Source organism: Bradyrhizobium sp. AZCC 2230, assembly GCF_036924495.1.
Lineage (GTDB): Bacteria > Pseudomonadota > Alphaproteobacteria > Rhizobiales > Xanthobacteraceae > Bradyrhizobium > Bradyrhizobium rifense.
In genome coordinates, this window is the sequence record NZ_JAZHRS010000001.1 from 8,424,898 (window position 1) to 8,441,191 (window position 16,294).

At 64.6% G+C, this 16,294-nt stretch carries 13 protein-coding genes; 8 read left to right on the top strand and 5 right to left on the bottom strand.

Annotation, left to right across the window (positions count from 1 at the left end; translation table 11 throughout):
- Positions 1-163 precede the first annotated feature (163 nt).
- Genes V1280_RS40170 through V1280_RS40180 form a run of 3 tightly spaced genes read right to left on the bottom strand, consistent with a single transcriptional unit; the run spans position 164 to position 2,347 of the window.
- Positions 164-964, bottom strand: a complete 801-nt coding sequence (locus V1280_RS40170) for an SDR family NAD(P)-dependent oxidoreductase (RefSeq protein ID WP_334536197.1) — start codon at positions 962-964, stop codon at positions 164-166.
- 1 nt (position 965) lies between these two features.
- Positions 966-1,520: a carboxymuconolactone decarboxylase family protein gene (locus V1280_RS40175; RefSeq protein ID WP_334536199.1), complete on the bottom strand. Its 555-nt coding sequence runs from the start codon at positions 1,518-1,520 to the stop codon at positions 966-968.
- A gap of 14 nt (positions 1,521-1,534) precedes the next feature.
- Entirely contained in the window at positions 1,535-2,347 is an 813-nt protein-coding gene (locus V1280_RS40180; protein WP_334536200.1) for an SDR family NAD(P)-dependent oxidoreductase, read from the bottom strand.
- Between the two features lie 233 nt (positions 2,348-2,580).
- Here V1280_RS40180 and V1280_RS40185 point away from each other — a divergent pair, with 233 nt between their 5' ends.
- Genes V1280_RS40185 through cyoD form a run of 4 tightly spaced genes read left to right on the top strand, consistent with a single transcriptional unit; the run spans position 2,581 to position 6,431 of the window.
- Entirely contained in the window at positions 2,581-3,414 is an 834-nt protein-coding gene (locus tag V1280_RS40185) for a cytochrome ubiquinol oxidase subunit II (protein ID WP_334536202.1), read from the top strand.
- Positions 3,404-5,404, top strand: a complete 2,001-nt coding sequence (gene cyoB / locus V1280_RS40190) for a cytochrome o ubiquinol oxidase subunit I (protein WP_334536203.1) — start codon at positions 3,404-3,406, stop codon at positions 5,402-5,404. The genes V1280_RS40185 and cyoB overlap by 11 nt, the downstream gene beginning before the upstream one ends.
- Positions 5,404-6,045, top strand: a complete 642-nt coding sequence (locus tag V1280_RS40195) for a cytochrome (ubi)quinol oxidase subunit III (protein ID WP_334536205.1) — start codon at positions 5,404-5,406, stop codon at positions 6,043-6,045. Before cyoB ends, V1280_RS40195 begins: the two co-directional genes overlap by 1 nt.
- The gene (cyoD, locus tag V1280_RS40200) at positions 6,042-6,431 is read left to right on the top strand and encodes a cytochrome o ubiquinol oxidase subunit IV (protein ID WP_334536207.1); all 390 of its coding nucleotides are present in this window, start codon (positions 6,042-6,044) and stop codon (positions 6,429-6,431) included. The genes V1280_RS40195 and cyoD overlap by 4 nt, the downstream gene beginning before the upstream one ends.
- Positions 6,432-6,646: 215 nt before the next feature.
- Here cyoD and V1280_RS40205 read toward each other — a convergent pair whose 3' ends face one another.
- Positions 6,647-7,435, bottom strand: a complete 789-nt coding sequence (locus V1280_RS40205; RefSeq protein ID WP_334536209.1) for a thermonuclease family protein — start codon at positions 7,433-7,435, stop codon at positions 6,647-6,649.
- 200 nt (positions 7,436-7,635) lie between these two features.
- On the opposite strand from V1280_RS40205, the gene V1280_RS40210 reads away from it, so the two are divergent.
- From V1280_RS40210 to V1280_RS40225, 4 genes are all read left to right on the top strand, one after another.
- Entirely contained in the window at positions 7,636-9,234 is a 1,599-nt protein-coding gene (locus tag V1280_RS40210) for a GMC family oxidoreductase (protein ID WP_334536211.1), read from the top strand.
- Positions 9,235-9,241: 7 nt separating this feature from the next.
- Entirely contained in the window at positions 9,242-9,691 is a 450-nt protein-coding gene (locus V1280_RS40215; protein WP_334536212.1) for a hypothetical protein, read from the top strand.
- Between the two features lie 105 nt (positions 9,692-9,796).
- Positions 9,797-10,816 (top strand): S1C family serine protease, encoded by a 1,020-nt coding sequence (locus V1280_RS40220; RefSeq protein ID WP_334536213.1) that lies wholly within the window; start codon positions 9,797-9,799, stop codon positions 10,814-10,816.
- Positions 10,817-10,874: 58 nt separating this feature from the next.
- A complete protein-coding gene (locus V1280_RS40225) occupies positions 10,875-12,605 on the top strand; it encodes an FAD-dependent oxidoreductase (RefSeq protein ID WP_334536215.1) in 1,731 nt (576 codons plus the stop codon).
- A gap of 142 nt (positions 12,606-12,747) precedes the next feature.
- Here the strand turns inward: V1280_RS40225 and V1280_RS40230 are convergent, their stop codons facing one another.
- Positions 12,748-16,224 carry an indolepyruvate ferredoxin oxidoreductase family protein gene (locus tag V1280_RS40230; RefSeq protein WP_334536217.1) on the bottom strand — a complete coding sequence of 1,159 codons (3,477 nt, stop codon included), beginning with the start codon at positions 16,222-16,224 and terminating at the stop codon, positions 12,748-12,750.
- Positions 16,225-16,294: the final 70 nt, after the last annotated feature.

Here is a 16,294-nt window from a genome sequence, read left to right on the forward strand (position 1 = left end):
GTGCACCCTCGCCCCTTGCGGGAGAGGGTGGCTCGCCGCGTAGCGGCGAGACGGGTGAGGGGTTCTCTCCGCAGATGAGTTCGTCGATAGAACCCCTCATCCGGCGCTTCGCGCCACCTTCTCCCGCAAGGGGAGAAGGGAAGGGCACTGCGCTTGCCTTGCTTTACCCCCTTCTCACACTCGCCCCGCCGTCCACGGGCAGCGTCACGCCCGTGATGAAATTCGCCTCGTCGGACGCCAGGAACAGCGCGGCATTGGCGACATCCCACCCCGTCCCCATCTTCTTGCGCAGCGGCACCTTGCTGTCGCGTTCGGCTTCGACTTCGGCGCGGGTCTTGTGCCATTCGCGGGCGCGGGTGTCGACGGCCATCGGCGTGTTCATCAGGCCGGGCAGGATGACGTTGGCGCGGATGCCGTATTCGGCGTTCTGGTAGGCGAGCTGTTCGGTGAAAGCGATCATCGCCGATTTCGTCGCCTTGTAGGCGACATAGGGATAGGTGGTGATCGCGGCCATCGAGGAGATGTTGATGATGGCGCCGCTGTTCTGCGCGCGCATGATCGGGATCACTTCCTTGGCCGCCAGAATGCAGCTCTTCAGATTGATGGCGACGACACGGTCGAACGCCTCTTCGGTCAGCTGAAGCAGCTCGGCGTCACCGCCGGACAGGCTGACGCCCACATTGTTGTGTAGTACGTCGATCCTGCCCCAGCGCGATTGCGCGTCTGCCACCATCGCCTTGATGTCGGCGGATTTTGTGACGTCGGCCTTGAAGGCCGCGGCGGTGCCTTGCTTGGCCGTGATCATGGCGACGGTTTCCTGCGCCGATTCCAGATGATGATCGACGCACAGCACCTTCGCGCCCTCGCGCGCAAAGGTCAGCGCCGTGGCGCGGCCGTTGCCCATGCCTTCGCCGGGGCTTTGCCCTGCGCCGACGACGATCGCAACCTTGTCCTTCAAGCGCATGTCAATTCACTCCCGGGATCGGGTACTGCTGCAGTACCTCTTTGTAAGTGGGTTCGTTGTCGATCTTCATGGTGGCGAGCACGCGCACCACGCCGCAATAGAAGGCGATGGTGAGCACGAGATCGACCATGTGCTCGTCGGAGAGATCTTTCTTGATCTCGGCGAAGGTCGCATCCGACATGGCGAGCTCGCGCACCATCTCACGGGCGCCTTTGAGGATCGCGCTGGCGAGCGGCTCGAGCTTCGACGGCTTGCCCTCTGTCTCCGCCATCAGGCCGGCGATGTCCTCGTCGGTGACGCCGAACTCCTTGCCGATCTTCACGTGATGGGTGAATTCGTATTCCGACTTCTCCATCCAGCCGACCTGAAGGATGGCGAGTTCGCGCAGGCGCGGGTCGAGCTGGCTTTTGAAACGGATGTAGCCGCCGATGCCGTTGAAGGCGCGCGCCATCTCCGGCGAGTTGACCAGCAGCTTGTGCAGATTGGTGTTGCGCTTGAGCATGTCGCGATATTCGGGCGCGACCTGGTCGGCCTCGAGATAGGGCAGGCGGGCCATCCGTGGTGTTCCTTTCAGTGTTCTTGTGATTCGCGTTCGGGCGCTTGCAGCGTCACGCCGCCGTCGACCACCAGCACCTGGCCGGTGATGTAGCGCGCAAAATCGCTGAGCAGGAATTTGACGGCGTGACCGACGTCCCAGCCGGTGCCTTCGGTCTTGAGCAGCGAGGCCCTGGCGCGGTTGGTGCGCGCCTGCTCGCTCATGCCGCGGGCATAGACCATCGGCGTATACATCGGTCCGGGACAGATGCAGTTGACGCGAATGTTGTCGCGGCCGTGGTCGACGGCCATCGCGCGCGTCAGTCCGATGATGGCGGCCTTCGAGGTCGTGTAGGTGGTGAGCCCGCGCGGCCGCAGCGCCGAGATCGAGGAGATGTTGACGATGGCGCCGCCCTTGACGGTCTTGATCATGGCGGGGATCGCGTGCTTCGAGAGCAGGAACATGGTCTCGACATTGACCTGCATGACGCGGCGATATTGCTCGGGCGCCTCATCGACAACGCTGCCGCGGCTGCCGATGCCGACATTGTTGTCGAGGAAATCGAGCCGGCCCCAGCGGTCGAGCGCGGCTTCGACCAGTGTCTTGCAATCGCCTTCGCTTGTGACGTCGCCGCCATGGGCCGCGGCCGTGCCGCCTTCGCCTGCGATCATCTCGACCGTGCGTTCGGCAAGCTTGAGATCGCGATCGGCCACCAGCACTTTTGAGCCGGCGCGAGCCAGCAGAATTGCTGCAGCGCGGCCGTTGCCGATGCCATCGCCCGCGGCCCCGCCGCCGCTGATCAGCGCCACCTTGCCGGCGAGGCCGGCATCGTCCTCAGGGCCCTGCATGTCGTTTCATCCCGATATTTTCGTGCAAACTAGCAATCGAGCGCAGAGCTGAGAAGGCCAGCTGTCCCGCGCGGATGTCATTGACATCGCATGGAATTGCATGCCGCCACGCGGGACGGCCCGGAGTCGAGCGAGCGTGTTGCGGAACCGTCTTCACACAACTGCGTTTGCGGCGGGGGACCTTTTCGCGTTACGCTCCGCCTCGGGGACTCCCAACCGCCAGTGGCTTGCCGATGAATCTGCTTGATCCACAAGGGCCCGTGGCTGCGGCCAACAGCACGATTTTGGTCGATTCCGTCTTCATCATGCTCGTGATCGTGGTGCCAACCATTTTCGCGATTTTGGCTTTTGCGTTCTGGTTTCGCGCGTCCAACACCAAAGCGCGCTACCAGCCTGACTTCGTCTATTCCGGACGCGTCGAGATGGTGGTGTGGGCAATCCCCGCGCTGACCGTCATCCTGCTCGGCGGCGTTGCCTGGATCGGCTCGCATAAGCTCGATCCCGCAGTGCCCGTGCCGGGCACCGGCAGCCCGCTGCGCATCCAGGCTGTCTCGCTCGACTGGAAGTGGCTCTTCATCTATCCGGACCAGCGCATCGCCACCGTCAACACGCTGACGGTGCCGGCAGGCGCGGAGCTGAATTTTCAGTTGACGTCGTCGAGCGTGATGAACGTGTTCTTCATCCCGCAGCTCGGCAGCATGATCTACTCCATGAACGGCATGGTGACGCGGTTGAACCTGCGTGCCGACAATGAAGGCAAGCTCCAGGGCCTGGCGGCGCATTTCTCCGGCGACGGCTTTCCGGACATGATGTTCGACGTCAACGTGATCTCGCCGCTCGCCTTTCCGGACTGGGTGGCGAACACCGCCAAGTCCGGTGCCGTGCTGAACGAGGAGAGCTACAAGAAGCTGATGCAGCAGGGCATCGAGCGGGGCAGGCCGACCTATCGCCTGGATGATCCCCGGCTGTTCGATCTGATCGCGACCCAGCACATTCCGCCGGGGCCCGGACCGGAGCTGATCTCCGATGCCGGCCGGCCGCACAGCGGAGGGCACGATGCTCGGTAAGCTCGACTGGTCGGCCATTCCGTTCGAACAGCCCATTCCGCTCATCGCAGGCGGTGTGGTGCTGGTCGGCATCCTCGCCGTGCTGATCTGGGTCGTGGTGAAAGGGCATCTGCCCTATCTCTGGCACGAATGGATCACGAGCGTCGATCACAAGCGGATCGGCGTCATGTATATCCTGTTGGCGTCCGTGATGCTGCTGCGCGGCGGCAGCGACGCCATCATGATGCGGATCCAGCAGGCGATCGCCTATCAGTCGCAGGGCTATCTCCCGCCGGAGCACTACAACCAGATATTCTCGGCCCACGGCACCATCATGATCTTCTTCGTGGCGATGCCGTTCGTGATCGGGCTGATGAACCTGATCGTGCCGCTACAGTTAGGCGTGCGCGACGTGGCTTTCCCGACGCTGAATTCGGTTGGATTCTGGCTGACCGCGACAGGCTCGCTGCTGGTCAACCTGTCGCTCGTGATCGGCGAGTTCGCGCGCACGGGCTGGCTCGCCTTCCCGCCATTGTCGGAGCTGTCCTATTCACCCGGCGTCGGCGTCGATTATTACGCCTGGTCGCTCCAGATATCCGGTGTCGGCACGCTGGTGGCGGGCATCAACCTCGTCACGACTGTGCTGAAGCTGCGCACCAAGGGCATGAACTATCTGCGCATGCCAATGTTCTGCTGGACCACGCTGGCCTCGAACCTGCTGATCGTCGCTGCCTTCCCGATCCTCACCGCCACCCTCGCGATGCTGCTGCTCGACCGTTATCTCGGCTTCCATTTCTTTACCAACGAGGCCGGCGGCAACGTCATGATGTTCATGAATTTGATCTGGGCTTGGGGCCATCCGGAGGTTTACATCCTCGTCCTGCCCGCCTTCGGCATCTTCTCCGAAGTGGTCTCGACCTTCTCCGGCAAGGCGCTGTTCGGTTATCGCTCCATGGTGCTCGCCACCATGGCGATCTGCGTCATCGCCTTCATGGTCTGGCTGCACCATTTCTTCACGATGGGGGCGGGGCCCGACGTCAACGCCATCTTCGGCATCGCCAGCATGATCATCGCGGTGCCGACGGGCGTGAAGATCTACAACTGGCTGTTCACGATGTATGGCGGGCGCATTCGCTTTACGACGCCGATGCTGTGGGCGGTCGGCTTCATGGTCACCTTCATCATCGGCGGCTTGACCGGCGTGCTGGTCGCGGTGCCGCCCGCGGATTTCATGCTTCACAACAGCATGTTCCTGGTCGCGCACTTCCACAACGTCATCATCGGCGGCGTGCTGTTCGGCGCCTTCGCCGGCTTCGAATACTGGTTTCCGAAGGCGTTCGGCTTCCGCCTCGACGAGCGCTGGGGCAAGCTCGCGTTCTGGTTCACGTTCACAGGCTTCTACGTCACCTTCGTTCCGCTCTATGTCGCCGGCATGCTGGGCATGACCAGGCGCCTGCAGCACTATGATGTCGCGGAGTGGCGGCCCTGGATGATTATAGCGGCGATCGGCATGGCGGTGCTGTCGATCGGCGTCGTCTGCCAGATCATGCAGCTCGTGGTCAGCATCCGCAATCGCGAGGCTTTGCGTGACCGCACCGGCGATCCCTGGGACGGCCGCTCGCTGGAATGGGCGACCTCGTCGCCGCCGCCGGTGTTCAATTTCGCCTTCCACCCGGACGTACGCGGCGAGGATGCCTATTGGGACATGAAGCTCAGCGCCCAGCAGCAATCGCTCGATCACGAAGAGCCGGAGTATCACGACATCGAGATGCCCAGGAACTCGCCGACCGGCTTCGTCTGCGCGTTCTTCGCCACCATCATGGGCTTCGCGCTGATCTGGCACATCTGGTGGATGGTGATTTTGGGCGGCATCGGCGCGTTCGCGACCTTCGTCGTGTTCGCCTGGCGTGACCATGATGAGTACGTCATCCCTGCCGCGGAGGTCGCCGCGATCGACCGCGTCAATCTCGAGGAACGGCGCAACCTCGTCAGCATGGCGGGAGCGATCTGATGGCGATGACCGCGACCGTCGGCCACGCGCATGCCGATCCCCATCACATCGGCCTCGTCGTCGAGCATCCCGGGCCCGCGCCGAAGCGGACCGTCACCGCCTACGGCTTCTGGGTGTTCCTGCTCTCCGACATCGTGATGTTCTCCTGCTTCTTTGCGGCCTATGCGGTGCTGGTCAGCCAGACCGCCGATGGCCCCAAGGGTTCGGAGATCTTCGAGCAGCGGAACGTCGCGATCGAGACGGTTTGCCTGCTGCTGTCGAGTTTTACCTGCGGCATGGCCAGCATCGCGGCCGATGTCCGCAACCGGTTCTGGTTCTATCTCGGCATGGCCGTGACCTGCGTGCTCGGCCTCATTTTCCTGGCGATCGAGTTCCGTGAATTCGCCGATCTCGTCTCCCGCGGCTATGGCCCGTCACGCAGCGCCTTCCTGACTGCGTTCTTCTCGTTGGTCGGGTGTCACGGTCTGCACGTTTCCGCCGGCGTGCTCTGGCTGCTCACCATGATGGCGCAGGTCTTCGCAAAGGGCTTTCGCGCCGACGTGCTGCGCCGGATGATGTGCTTTGCGCTGTTCTGGCACGCGCTCGACATCATCTGGGTCGGCGTGTTTTCCGTCGTCTACCTGCTTGGGAGTGGCGTATGAGCGACCAGACTCACATGCATGTCGATCACGACATCGCGCCGGGCGATGAGGAGCAACACAGTGTCGGTGAGCGCATCATCGGCTATGTCGTCGGTCTCGGCCTCGCGCTGCTGTTGACGGCGACGTCGTTCTTCATCGCCGGCACCGATCTGGTCTGGCAGCCTTCGATCCCCGTCGCGCTGATCGTGCTGGCGATCGCGCAGATGGGCGTGCACCTGGTGTTCTTCCTGCACATCACCACGGGCCCGGACAATACCAATAACGTGCTGGCGCTGGCCTTCGGGCTTCTGGTGGTGTTCCTGGTGGTGGGCGGAACCGTCTGGATCATGGGGCATCTCAACCAGAACATGCCGCCGATGGATCAGTTCATTCGGATGCACAGCTAACGCTGCGCAAAAAAGAAGAGCCGCTTGTTTGTGACAAGCGGCCCAAGTCTAGGGAGGAAACGCCCGAGCAAAGACAATCCGATGAGGATCGTCTGCCAAGGAAACGCTCGCGCAAAGCGCTTGCGTACACTTATAGGTGCAGCAACTCCCCTTTGAGTTCAATTCCGGATCAATACTGTCTCCGGCTACCACTCACGGCTGCGTGAACCATCCGTTCACTTTGGCCGGCGGCAGTTGTAGGCCTTGCGGAAGCCCGAGGCCTGCGCGTCGTCCTCCGAGCAGAACCAGCGGTCCGGCCTGGTGGTCGCGGCATAGCTCGGGCAACCCCGTAGATGATAGATGCCGATATTGCCGGTGACGCGCGCGCGCACCGCGAGCTTGCCCTTGATGGCGCAGCTCGGCGGCGCCGTCAGCTCATCCGGAAACAGCACCGCGCGAATCTCCTTGTCGCGGTCGGAGCGGCAGGCGGCACCGAGCAGGGCGCCGTCCCTCTTGCCGGTGCGGAATTCCTGCGGTGCAACAAAGCAGCCTTTCCAGATGCCGGCCGACGCCGTCTTGGCCTCGGTGGCCGCCGGCTTGACGTTGGCCTTGATGGGCTCGCGTGCGATGGCAAAGCCCAGTTTGAGCAGCTGCTCGTTCAACGAGACCTTGTCGCCCTCGACCGTGCAGATCGCACGGTGCCGCTTGCCAAAATTCTTCTCGGGACCGACATCGTCGCAGCGAACCGGCATTCCGCCGATCAGCTTGGTAAGCTGGTCGCGGGCCTCGATGCCGCAGGTCCAGGGATCGGCGTGGTCGTCGATGCAGACCTGGTCCAATTCCGGCGCGTCGACGCCGTCGAGCCGGTAGGTGACGTCGCCGAGCTGGATCGAATTGGCGTCCCGGACCGTCGCGCCTGCGGTCAGCGCGGTGGCGGGGCTGGAGGTCCCCAGAAATCCGGACAGAGCGAGAAACAAGACGAGCGCGAAGGCGCGGGCGGCGGCCAATGAATTCTCGACGGACATAATTTCTCGCTATCGATTGCTCTTGCCCCTCGTTCCTAGCATCCGGATCGGACGATACCAATGGTCTGCGCTGTGCGAAGTGCGACATTCGCCAGCGAGCCTTTACTCGCCGGGCGGTCTGCCCCTATCGTTTGCCGGCCTTGTGAGCCGTGATGGCCGAATCGCCCGGGAAGCGGCGAGGGCGGGAGGAAGATTTTTTGATGAAAGACCCCGTTGACGTCCTGATCATCGGCGCCGGCGCTTCGGGTGCCGCAGTGGCGTGGTCGCTGGCCGAGACCAAGATGCACATCCTCTGCCTGGAGCAGGGCGGCTGGATGAACCCGGCGGAATATCCGAGCACGGGCCGCGACTGGGAGGCCAAATTCTATGGCGAGTGGTCGTCGAGCCCGAACGTCCGCGGCCGGCCCGAGGACTATCCGATCAACGACGACAATTCGCCGATCAAGGTCGTGAACTATAATGCGGTCGGCGGCTCGACGGTGATGTACACCGCACACTGGCCGCGGCTGCATCCCTCCGATTTCAAGGTGAAGACGCTCGACGGCGTCGCCGAGGACTGGCCTATCGATTACGACGCGCTGACGCCGTTCTTCGAGGAGAACGACCGCATCATGGGCACGTCCGGTCTGTCGGGCGATCCGCTCTCGCCGCTGACGCATCCGCCGATGCCGCAGCAGCCGATGGGATTGACCGGCGCGATCATTGGCAAGGCCATGAACAAGCTCGGCTGGCACTGGTGGCCGTCGGACACGACGGTCGCGACCACAGACTATGAAGGCCGCGCCCGCTGCATCAATCTCGGCCATTGCACGCCGGCCTGCGCGCAAGGCGCAAAATCCTCGACCGACATCACCTATTGGCCGCAGGCGGTCCGCGCCGGCGTCGAACTGCGCACCCATTGCCGGGTGCGCGAGATCACCACCGACGAGAACGGCATGGCCACCGGCGTGGTCTATTACGACAAGGACGGCGTCGAGCAGTTCCAGCCGGCGCATGTCGTCATCATCGCCTGCAACGGCGTCGGCACGCCACGCCTGCTGCTCAACTCGAAATCTGACCGCTTCCCGAATGGCCTCGCCAATTCGTCGGGCCTCGTCGGCAAGAATTTGATGTTCCATCCCTATGCGCAGATCTACGGCTATGTGAAGGAGCCGACCGACAGCAACCGCGCGCCGCCGACGTGCCTGTGGAGCAAGGAATGGTACGACACGGATCTTTCGCGCGGCTTCGTGCGCGGGTACGGCGTCCAGTTCGTGCGCGGCGCAGGGCCGGTGTTCGAAGCTGTCGTCAGCGAGCAGAAGGGCATTCTGCCCTGGGGCGCGGATCATCACCGTGTCTTCCGCAAGCTCAACGGCCATCGGCTCGGGTTCTCCGCGATCTGCGAGGATCTGCCGGAGGAGCACAACCAGGTCACGCTCGATCCCGTGCTGAAGGACAGCCACGGCATACCCGCGCCGAAGATCAACTACACGATCTCCGAGAACAGCCGGAAGATGATGGATCATGCGCTCGCCCGCGGCCGCGAGATCCTGGAAACGGCGGGCGCGACCGACATTTGCATCAACTCGCCGATCCCGTGGGGCGGCTGGCATCTGCTCGGCACTGCACGGATGGGCACTGATCCCAACCGCTCCGTCGTCAACGAATGGGGTCGCACGCACGACGTGAAGAATCTCTTTATCGTCGACGGCAGCATCTTCGTCACCTCGGGCGGCGTGAACCCGACGTCCACCATCCAGGCCCTCGCGCTCTACATCGCCGACCAGATGAAGAGCCGCCTCGCCAATTTGTTCGATTGAGGCCGTCATGTCCGCAGACAATCAACTCACGCGTGCCCAGCGCGACGACCTCCGCACTATCGCAGCGATGATCGTTCCCGCCAGCGACGAGTACAAGGTGCCCGGCGCAGACGATCCCGCGATCCAGGCCGACATCCTTGCGACGCTCGGCCGCGACACCAGATTGGTGACGGCGGCGCTGGACCATCTGGCGCGGCTCGCAGGAGGGCCGCTCGCGGAGCTCGCCGCCACGAAGCGCGATGCAGTGGCGCAGGCGTTTCGCAAAGACGGCGGTGCGGCTGCGGCAACGCTCGTTCGCGTGGTCCTGCAATGCTACTACCGCGACGACCGCGTGCTGCGATCGCTCGGGCTCGAGCTGCGCGCGCCGTTCCCCAAGGGCTATGTGCTCCCGGATGGCGACTGGTCGCTGCTCGATCCGGTCAAGGCGAGGGCTGGCACACTACGACCGGCGCCCTAGCCAGCTGGGTAGTCAAGCACTGGCAGTCCAGCCTTGCGCCCCGGGCAGGCCACTTGCGCCTGACGGAACAGGCCACCATCTGTGTGAGCCTCAAGGACTTTTGCCATGCTGGATATCACCTCAGATATCGTCGATGACGCCGCGTCATCGCGAACGACAGCGTCTGTCCCGGTCGACGACCGGGCCTTGCTGGATGCCTATTCCAATGCCGTGATCGACGTGACCGACCGTGTCGGTCCTGCCGTCGTGCGCGTCGAGACCGGGCCAAAGGTGCCGAACGGTCGGGAGCGCGGCGGGCTCGGCTCCGGCATCGTGATCTCGCCGGACGGGCTCGTCCTCACCAACAGCCACGTGGTCGGTTCCTCCAAGGAGATCCGGCTGAGGGATGTCGAGGGCAATGTGGGTGACGCAAGGGTGCTCGGCGTCGACCCCGACACCGATCTGGCGCTGCTGCGCGCCAACGGCGTGCGCGACTTGCCCTATGCCGCGCTTGGCAATTCCAAGACGTTGCGGCGCGGCCAGCTCGTGATCGCGATCGGCAACCCGCTCGGCTTCGAGTCGACTGTCACGGCCGGCGTGGTCTCGGCACTTGGGCGCTCGATCCGCTCCGTCAGCGGCCGCACCATCGAGGACGTGATCCAGACCGATGCCGCGCTCAATCCCGGCAATTCCGGCGGGCCGCTGGTGTCGTCGAATGCGGAGGTGATCGGCATCAACACCGCCATCATCAATGGTGCACAAGGCATCTGCTTCGCGGTCGCCAGCAACACCGCGCAGTTCGTGCTGTCGGAGATCATCCGCCATGGTTACGTCCGCCGCGCCTTCATCGGCGTCGCCGGACAGACCGCGCCGGTGCCGCGGCGACATGCGGTGCTGGCGGGCGTCGAGAACAAGATGGGCGCGCTGCTCGCGCAGATCGAACCGGACGGGCCGGCGGCAAAGGCGGGCCTGTTGCCGGGCGACGTCGTGATCAGGCTGGACGGCGTCGATATCAACGGCGTCGACGACCTGATCCGCGTGCTCGACCGCGACCGGATCGGCCGGCGGCTCGCCATGGACGTGCTGCGGCTCGGCCGCCTGCGAGCGATCGACATCGATCCGATTGAGCGGAAGCCGCAGCGCTAGCTGTGAGACCGTGAGCGCGGTATGACGGTCTCATGCCTCGCCTCCGGACCCCAGCCGCATGATGCCGGCGCATGAGACCTACGACGTCATTGTCATCGGCGCCGGTGCCGGCGGCATGACGGCTGCGGCGGTTGCCGCCGCCGAAGGTCTGCGGGTGCTGGTGATCGAGAAGACCGCCTTTGTCGGCGGCACGACCGCATGGTCCGGCGGCATGGTCTGGATCCCTGCCAATGCCAAGATGAAGGAGGCGGGGCTTTCCGACAGCATCACGGACGCCGTCCGCTATCTGTCGAGCACGGTGCCGGAGCCTGCCAATGCCGGCCTGCGCGCCGCTTTCCTCGCGCGCGGGCCGGAGGCGGTCGCCTGGCTCGAAGCCAACACGGAAGTTCGCCTGCAGCCGGTGAAGGCCTATCCGGACTATTATCCGGAGCGGCTCGGTGCGACGGCGGGCGGGCGCGTGCTGGAGCCGGTTGCGTTCGACGGCATCCGGCTCGGCGCACATTTCGCGCGGCTGCGTGCGCCACTGCCGGAGTTCACGCTGTTCGGCGGGATGATGGTCCATCGCCTCGACATCCCGCATCTGCGCCGGATCGGAAAATCGCTGCGCTCGACCCTGCGCGCGGCGCGGCTGGTCTCGGAATATGCGATGCAGCGGCTGCGCTGGCCTCGCGGCACGACGCTGCATCTCGGCAATGCGCTTGCGGCGCGGCTCTATGCATCGCTGCTGTCGCGGCAGGTCGAGATCCTCTTCAGCGCAGACGTCGAGAATTTGTCGATGCAGGGCGATCACGTCAGTGGCGTGATCATTCGCCATGGCTCACGCGACCGTTCGATTGCCGCGCGCCGCGGTGTGGTGGTCGCGACCGGCGGGTTCTCGCACGATGCGACTTTGCGCAAACGCTTCTTCCCGGCGGCGGCCGGCTCGGTCTCGGCCGCCAACACAGCAGGCACGGGCGACGGGCTTCGCCTTGCGACCGCACGCGGCGCCGCGCTCAATACGGAGGCGACGAGCCCAGCCTATTGGGTGCCGGCCTCGCTATTCCGGCGCGACGATGGAAGTCGCGGTGTTTTCCCGCACACAGTGACCGACCGTGCCAAGCCCGGCGTGATCGCGGTGAACGCGGCGGGGCGGCGTTTCGTCAATGAGGCGCTGTCGTACCACGAATTCGTGCTCGCCATGCTGGGCGACGGCAATGGTGAACCGGACCGGCCGTTCTATTTGATCTGCGACCGTCAGTTCCTGTGGAGCTATGGCCTCGGCCGCATCAAGCCATTTTCGCGCCGTGTGGGTCGCTATGTGGCGAGCGGTGAGTTGATCGAGGCGCCGGATGTCGCGCAGCTCGCGGCGAAGATCGGCATCAAGCCGTCTGTGCTGAATGCGACGATCGCGAGCTACAACTCCGATGCGAAGGAGGGCCGCGATCCCGAATTCGGCCGTGGCAGCACCATCTACCAGCGGCACCTCGGCGATATCAGCCACAAGCCCAACCCTTGCGTCGCGCCGATCGTGCGTGCGCCGTTCTTCGCGATGCGCATCTACCCGGCCGATCTCGGCACCGCCATCGGCATGAAGGTGGACGCCCAGGCGCGCGTGCTGCGCGAGGACGGCACGCCGATCGTGGGCCTCTATGCCTGCGGCAACGACATGGGTTCGATCATGAACGGGAATTATCCGGGGCCGGGCATCACGCTGGGGCCGGCGCTGACGTTCGGGTATATCGCGGGACGGCATCTGGCGGAGGGCGGGGTCGCGCGCGAGACGGCTGCCAACGTGTCAGCCTCGGTCTAGCCAACCCACCGCTGTCATGCCCCGCGAAGGCGGGGCATCCAGTACGCCGCGGCCTATCGGCTCAATCACAATCGTCTCAGCGTACTGGATCGCCCGGTCAAGCCGGGCGATGACAGCTGTGTGCTTAGCGACAATGCGGCCGCTACTCCGCAGCCGCGGCAAAGCGGCTGTTCTCCAGCTCCGCTTCCAGCCGCGCCTTCTCGGCCGCCGCCAGCTTGATATTGGCTTCCTTGACGTGGCCGAAGCCGCGGATGCTCTCCGGCACGCGGGCGAGCCTTGTCAGCAGCGGAATTTGCTCGGCCTTCAGCCCGGCCGTCCGTTGATCGATCATCGCCAGATAATCCGCGACCAGCTTCCGCTCGGTCCGGCGCTCCTCGCTGCGGCCGAATGGATCGAGCGCGCCGCCGCGCAGGAACTTCAGCTTGGCGAGCACGCGGAAGGCATGGATCATCCAGCCACCGAACTCCTGCTTCTGGAGATGTCCGGTCGTCTTGTCGCGCTGCGCGAAGATCGGCGGCGCCAGGTGGAATTTCAGCGTGAAGTCCCCGTCGAATTTCTCCGACACCTTCCTGGCAAAGCTGCCGTCGGTATAAAGTCGCGCGACCTCGTACTCGTCCTTGTACGACATCAGCTTGAACAGGTTTTTCGCAACCGCCTCCGTCAGCTCCGTGGAAGCTGGCGTGGCCGCATTCTCGGCCTTGCGCACCTTGGCAACGGCCGCGAGATAGCGGTCGGCGTAGGCCCTGTCCTGATAGCCGGTCAGAAACTCCGCGCGGGCCGCGATGATGTCGTCGAGCGACTTCGTCGGTGCGGACGCGCGGCTCTTGAACTGGAGCACGCTGCGTACCCGCGACATATCGTGCGCAGCGAGGCGTCCCCAGGTGAAGGCGAGCTTGTTCATCTCGATCGCGGCGCCGTTGATCTCTATGGCGCGCAGCAGCGCCTCCAGCGACAGCGGGATCGCGCCCCTCTGGAAGGCAAAGCCGAGCATGAAGGGATTGGTCGCAATGCTGTCGCCCATCAGCGCCGCGGCGATGCCTGTCGCGTCGATGATGTCGAGGTTCTTGTCGCCGACGGCATCGCGCAGCACGGTCTGCATCGTGCCCATCTCGAAATCGATATCGGGGTTTTGCACGAAGCTCGCGGTCGGCTGCAGGTCGGCGTTGATATAGGCCTTGGTCACGCCGCGCTCGGCGCGGCTCAGTGCAGTCGGGCCAGCCGAGACGATCATGTCGCAGCCGAGGATGACGTCGGCGCCGCCGGTGGTGATGCGGACCGCGGAAATATCTTCCGGCTTCGGCGCGATGCGGACATGGCTCATCACCGCACCGTTCTTCTGCGACAGGCCGGTGAAGTCCAGCGCCGAGCAGCCGCGGCCGTCGACATGGGCGGCCATGCCGAGCAGGGCGCCGATGGTGATGACGCCGGTGCCGCCGATGCCGGTGACGAGGATGTTGTAGGGGCCTTCCAGCTCACGCGCGGGCGGCAGCGGCAAATCGGCGAACAGCTGGCCTGAATCCACCGACGAAGTCTTCATGCGCTTCAGCGAGCCGCCATGCACGGTGACAAAGCTCGGGCAAAAACCCTCGACGCAGGAAAAGTCCTTGTTGCAGTTCGACTGGTCGATCTGGCGCTTGCGGCCGAACTCGGTTTCCAGCGGCTGCACCGAGACGCAGTTGGAGGCCTGCGAGCAATCGCCGCAGCCCTCGCAGACGAGTTCGTTGATGAAAGCGCGCTTGGCGGGATCTGGATAGAGACCGCGCTTGCGGCGGCGGCGCTTTTCCGCGGCGCAGGTCTGATCGTAGATCACGACCGTGAGACCCGCGATGTCGCGCAGCTCGCGCTGCACGGCATCGAGCTCGCGGCGATGATGGATGGTCGCGCCTTCCGGGAAGTAGTTGCCTTGCGGATATTTGGTCGGATCGTCCGATACGATCGCAAGGCGCTTGACGCCCTCGGCCCAGACCTGGTGCGCGATCTGCGCGACGTTGAAGGCGCCCTCGGCCGGCTGGCCGCCGGTCATCGCGACGGCGTCGTTGTAGAGGATCTTGTAGGTGATGTTGATGCCGGCGGCCGATGCCGCGCGAAGGGCGAGGAGCCCCGAATGCGTATAGGTGCCGTCGCCGAGATTCTGAAAAATATGCTTCTCGGTGGTGAAGGGCGACTGGCCGATCCAGTTCACGCCCTCGGCGCCCATGTGCGAGATCAAATCTGTGCGGCGGGTCGGCATGCTCAGGGCCATGCCGTGGCAGCCGATGCCGGCCATGGCGCGGCTGCCTTCCGGCACGCGTGTCGACGTGTTGTGCGGGCAGCCGGAGCAGAAGAACGGCGTGCGCGCGAGCTTGATCTGGGTGGTGGCGGTGACAGGATTGTCGAAGGCCTCGAGCCGGGCAAGGCGCTGCTCCAGCACCGGGCTGTGATGACCGAGCTTGCGCAAGCGTGCGACCAGGGCGCCCGCGACGATGGTCGGCGTCAGCTCACCTTCGCTCGGCAGCAGCGGCGCGCCGCTCTCGTCGCGTTTTCCGGTGACGGTCGGGCGCCTCGACGCATCGATATTGTAGAGGATGCGCATCAGCTGGTCTTCGATGAAGCCGCGCTTCTCCTCGACCACGAGCACGTCCTGAAGTCCTTCGGCAAAGCGCTTGGCGCCGCTTTCCTCCAGCGGCCAGGTCAGCGCGACCTTGTAGATGCGCAAGCCCAGATCCTGCGCGTCCTTGTCGGTGATCCCCAAGTCTGCGAGCGCCTGGCGCAAATCGAGATAGGCCTTGCCGGTCGCGACAATGCCGAGCCGCGCGGGCTTTGAATCGAGCACGATGCGGTCGAGCTGGTTGGCGCGGGCAAAGGCCTGCACTGCGGCCATCTTCGGGCCGAACAGGCGACGCTCCGCGTCTAGCGGCGGATCGGGCCAGCGGATGTTGAGGCCGCCGGGCGGCATCTCGAAATCATCGGGAAGCCTGATCTGGATACGTTCAGGATCGCTGTAGATGGAGGCCGAGCTCTCCACCGTCTCGCTGATCGCCTTGAAGCCGACCCAGCAGCCGGAGAAGCGCGACAGTGCGAAACCGTAGAGGCCGAGATCGAGATAATCCTGCAGCGTGGCCGGATTGATCACGGGGATCAGGGCTGCTGCGAAGACCTGCTCGCTCTGATGCGCCAGCGTCGAGGACTGGCAGCCGTGGTCGTCGCCGGCAAGCGCGAGCACGCCGCCATTGAGCGAAGTGCCGGCCGCATTGGCGTGCTTGAGCGCGTCGACCGAGCGGTCGACGCCGGGGCCCTTGCCGTACCAGATGCCGAACACGCCATCGACCTTGCCGCCGGGAAACAGGCCGACCTGCTGGCTGCCCCAGACTGCGGTCGCAGCTAAGTCCTCGTTCAGGCCGGGCACGAAGGCGATGTCGTGCTGCTGAAGGTGCGACTTCGCGCGCCACAGCGCGTGATCGTACATGCCGAGCGGGGAACCGCGATAGCCGGAGATGAAGCCGCCGGTGTTGAGCCCCTGGAGCCGGTCGCGTTCGCGCTGCAACATGGGCAGGCGGACCAGGGCCTGGGTGCCGGACAGGAAGATCCGCTTCGATTCGAGCCGGTATTTGTCGTCCAGCTCGACCTGCATCAGCGTCATTTCAGAAGTCCTCGTCTTTTACTCGGCGGGGTTTGCGCTGCGGGAGGGATTTGCGGCTGCGCGACGCGAA

Bases quoted from the DNA above. Each gene is read 5' to 3' on its own strand.
- V1280_RS40195 (WP_334536205.1), top strand. From the start codon at position 5,404: ATGGCGATGACCGCGACCGTCGGCCACGCGCATGCCGATCCCCATCAC.
- cyoD (WP_334536207.1), top strand. From the start codon at position 6,042: ATGAGCGACCAGACTCACATGCATGTCGATCACGACATCGCGCCGGGC.
- V1280_RS40205 (WP_334536209.1), bottom strand. From the start codon at position 7,435: ATGTCCGTCGAGAATTCATTGGCCGCCGCCCGCGCCTTCGCGCTCGTC.
- V1280_RS40180 (WP_334536200.1), bottom strand. From the start codon at position 2,347: ATGCAGGGCCCTGAGGACGATGCCGGCCTCGCCGGCAAGGTGGCGCTG.
- V1280_RS40210 (WP_334536211.1), top strand. From the start codon at position 7,636: ATGAAAGACCCCGTTGACGTCCTGATCATCGGCGCCGGCGCTTCGGGT.
- V1280_RS40170 (WP_334536197.1), bottom strand. From the start codon at position 964: ATGCGCTTGAAGGACAAGGTTGCGATCGTCGTCGGCGCAGGGCAAAGC.
- V1280_RS40225 (WP_334536215.1), top strand. From the start codon at position 10,875: ATGATGCCGGCGCATGAGACCTACGACGTCATTGTCATCGGCGCCGGT.
- V1280_RS40230 (WP_334536217.1), bottom strand. From the start codon at position 16,224: ATGACGCTGATGCAGGTCGAGCTGGACGACAAATACCGGCTCGAATCG.
- V1280_RS40185 (WP_334536202.1), top strand. From the start codon at position 2,581: ATGAATCTGCTTGATCCACAAGGGCCCGTGGCTGCGGCCAACAGCACG.
- V1280_RS40220 (WP_334536213.1), top strand. From the start codon at position 9,797: ATGCTGGATATCACCTCAGATATCGTCGATGACGCCGCGTCATCGCGA.
- V1280_RS40175 (WP_334536199.1), bottom strand. From the start codon at position 1,520: ATGGCCCGCCTGCCCTATCTCGAGGCCGACCAGGTCGCGCCCGAATAT.
- V1280_RS40215 (WP_334536212.1), top strand. From the start codon at position 9,242: ATGTCCGCAGACAATCAACTCACGCGTGCCCAGCGCGACGACCTCCGC.
- cyoB (WP_334536203.1), top strand. From the start codon at position 3,404: ATGCTCGGTAAGCTCGACTGGTCGGCCATTCCGTTCGAACAGCCCATT.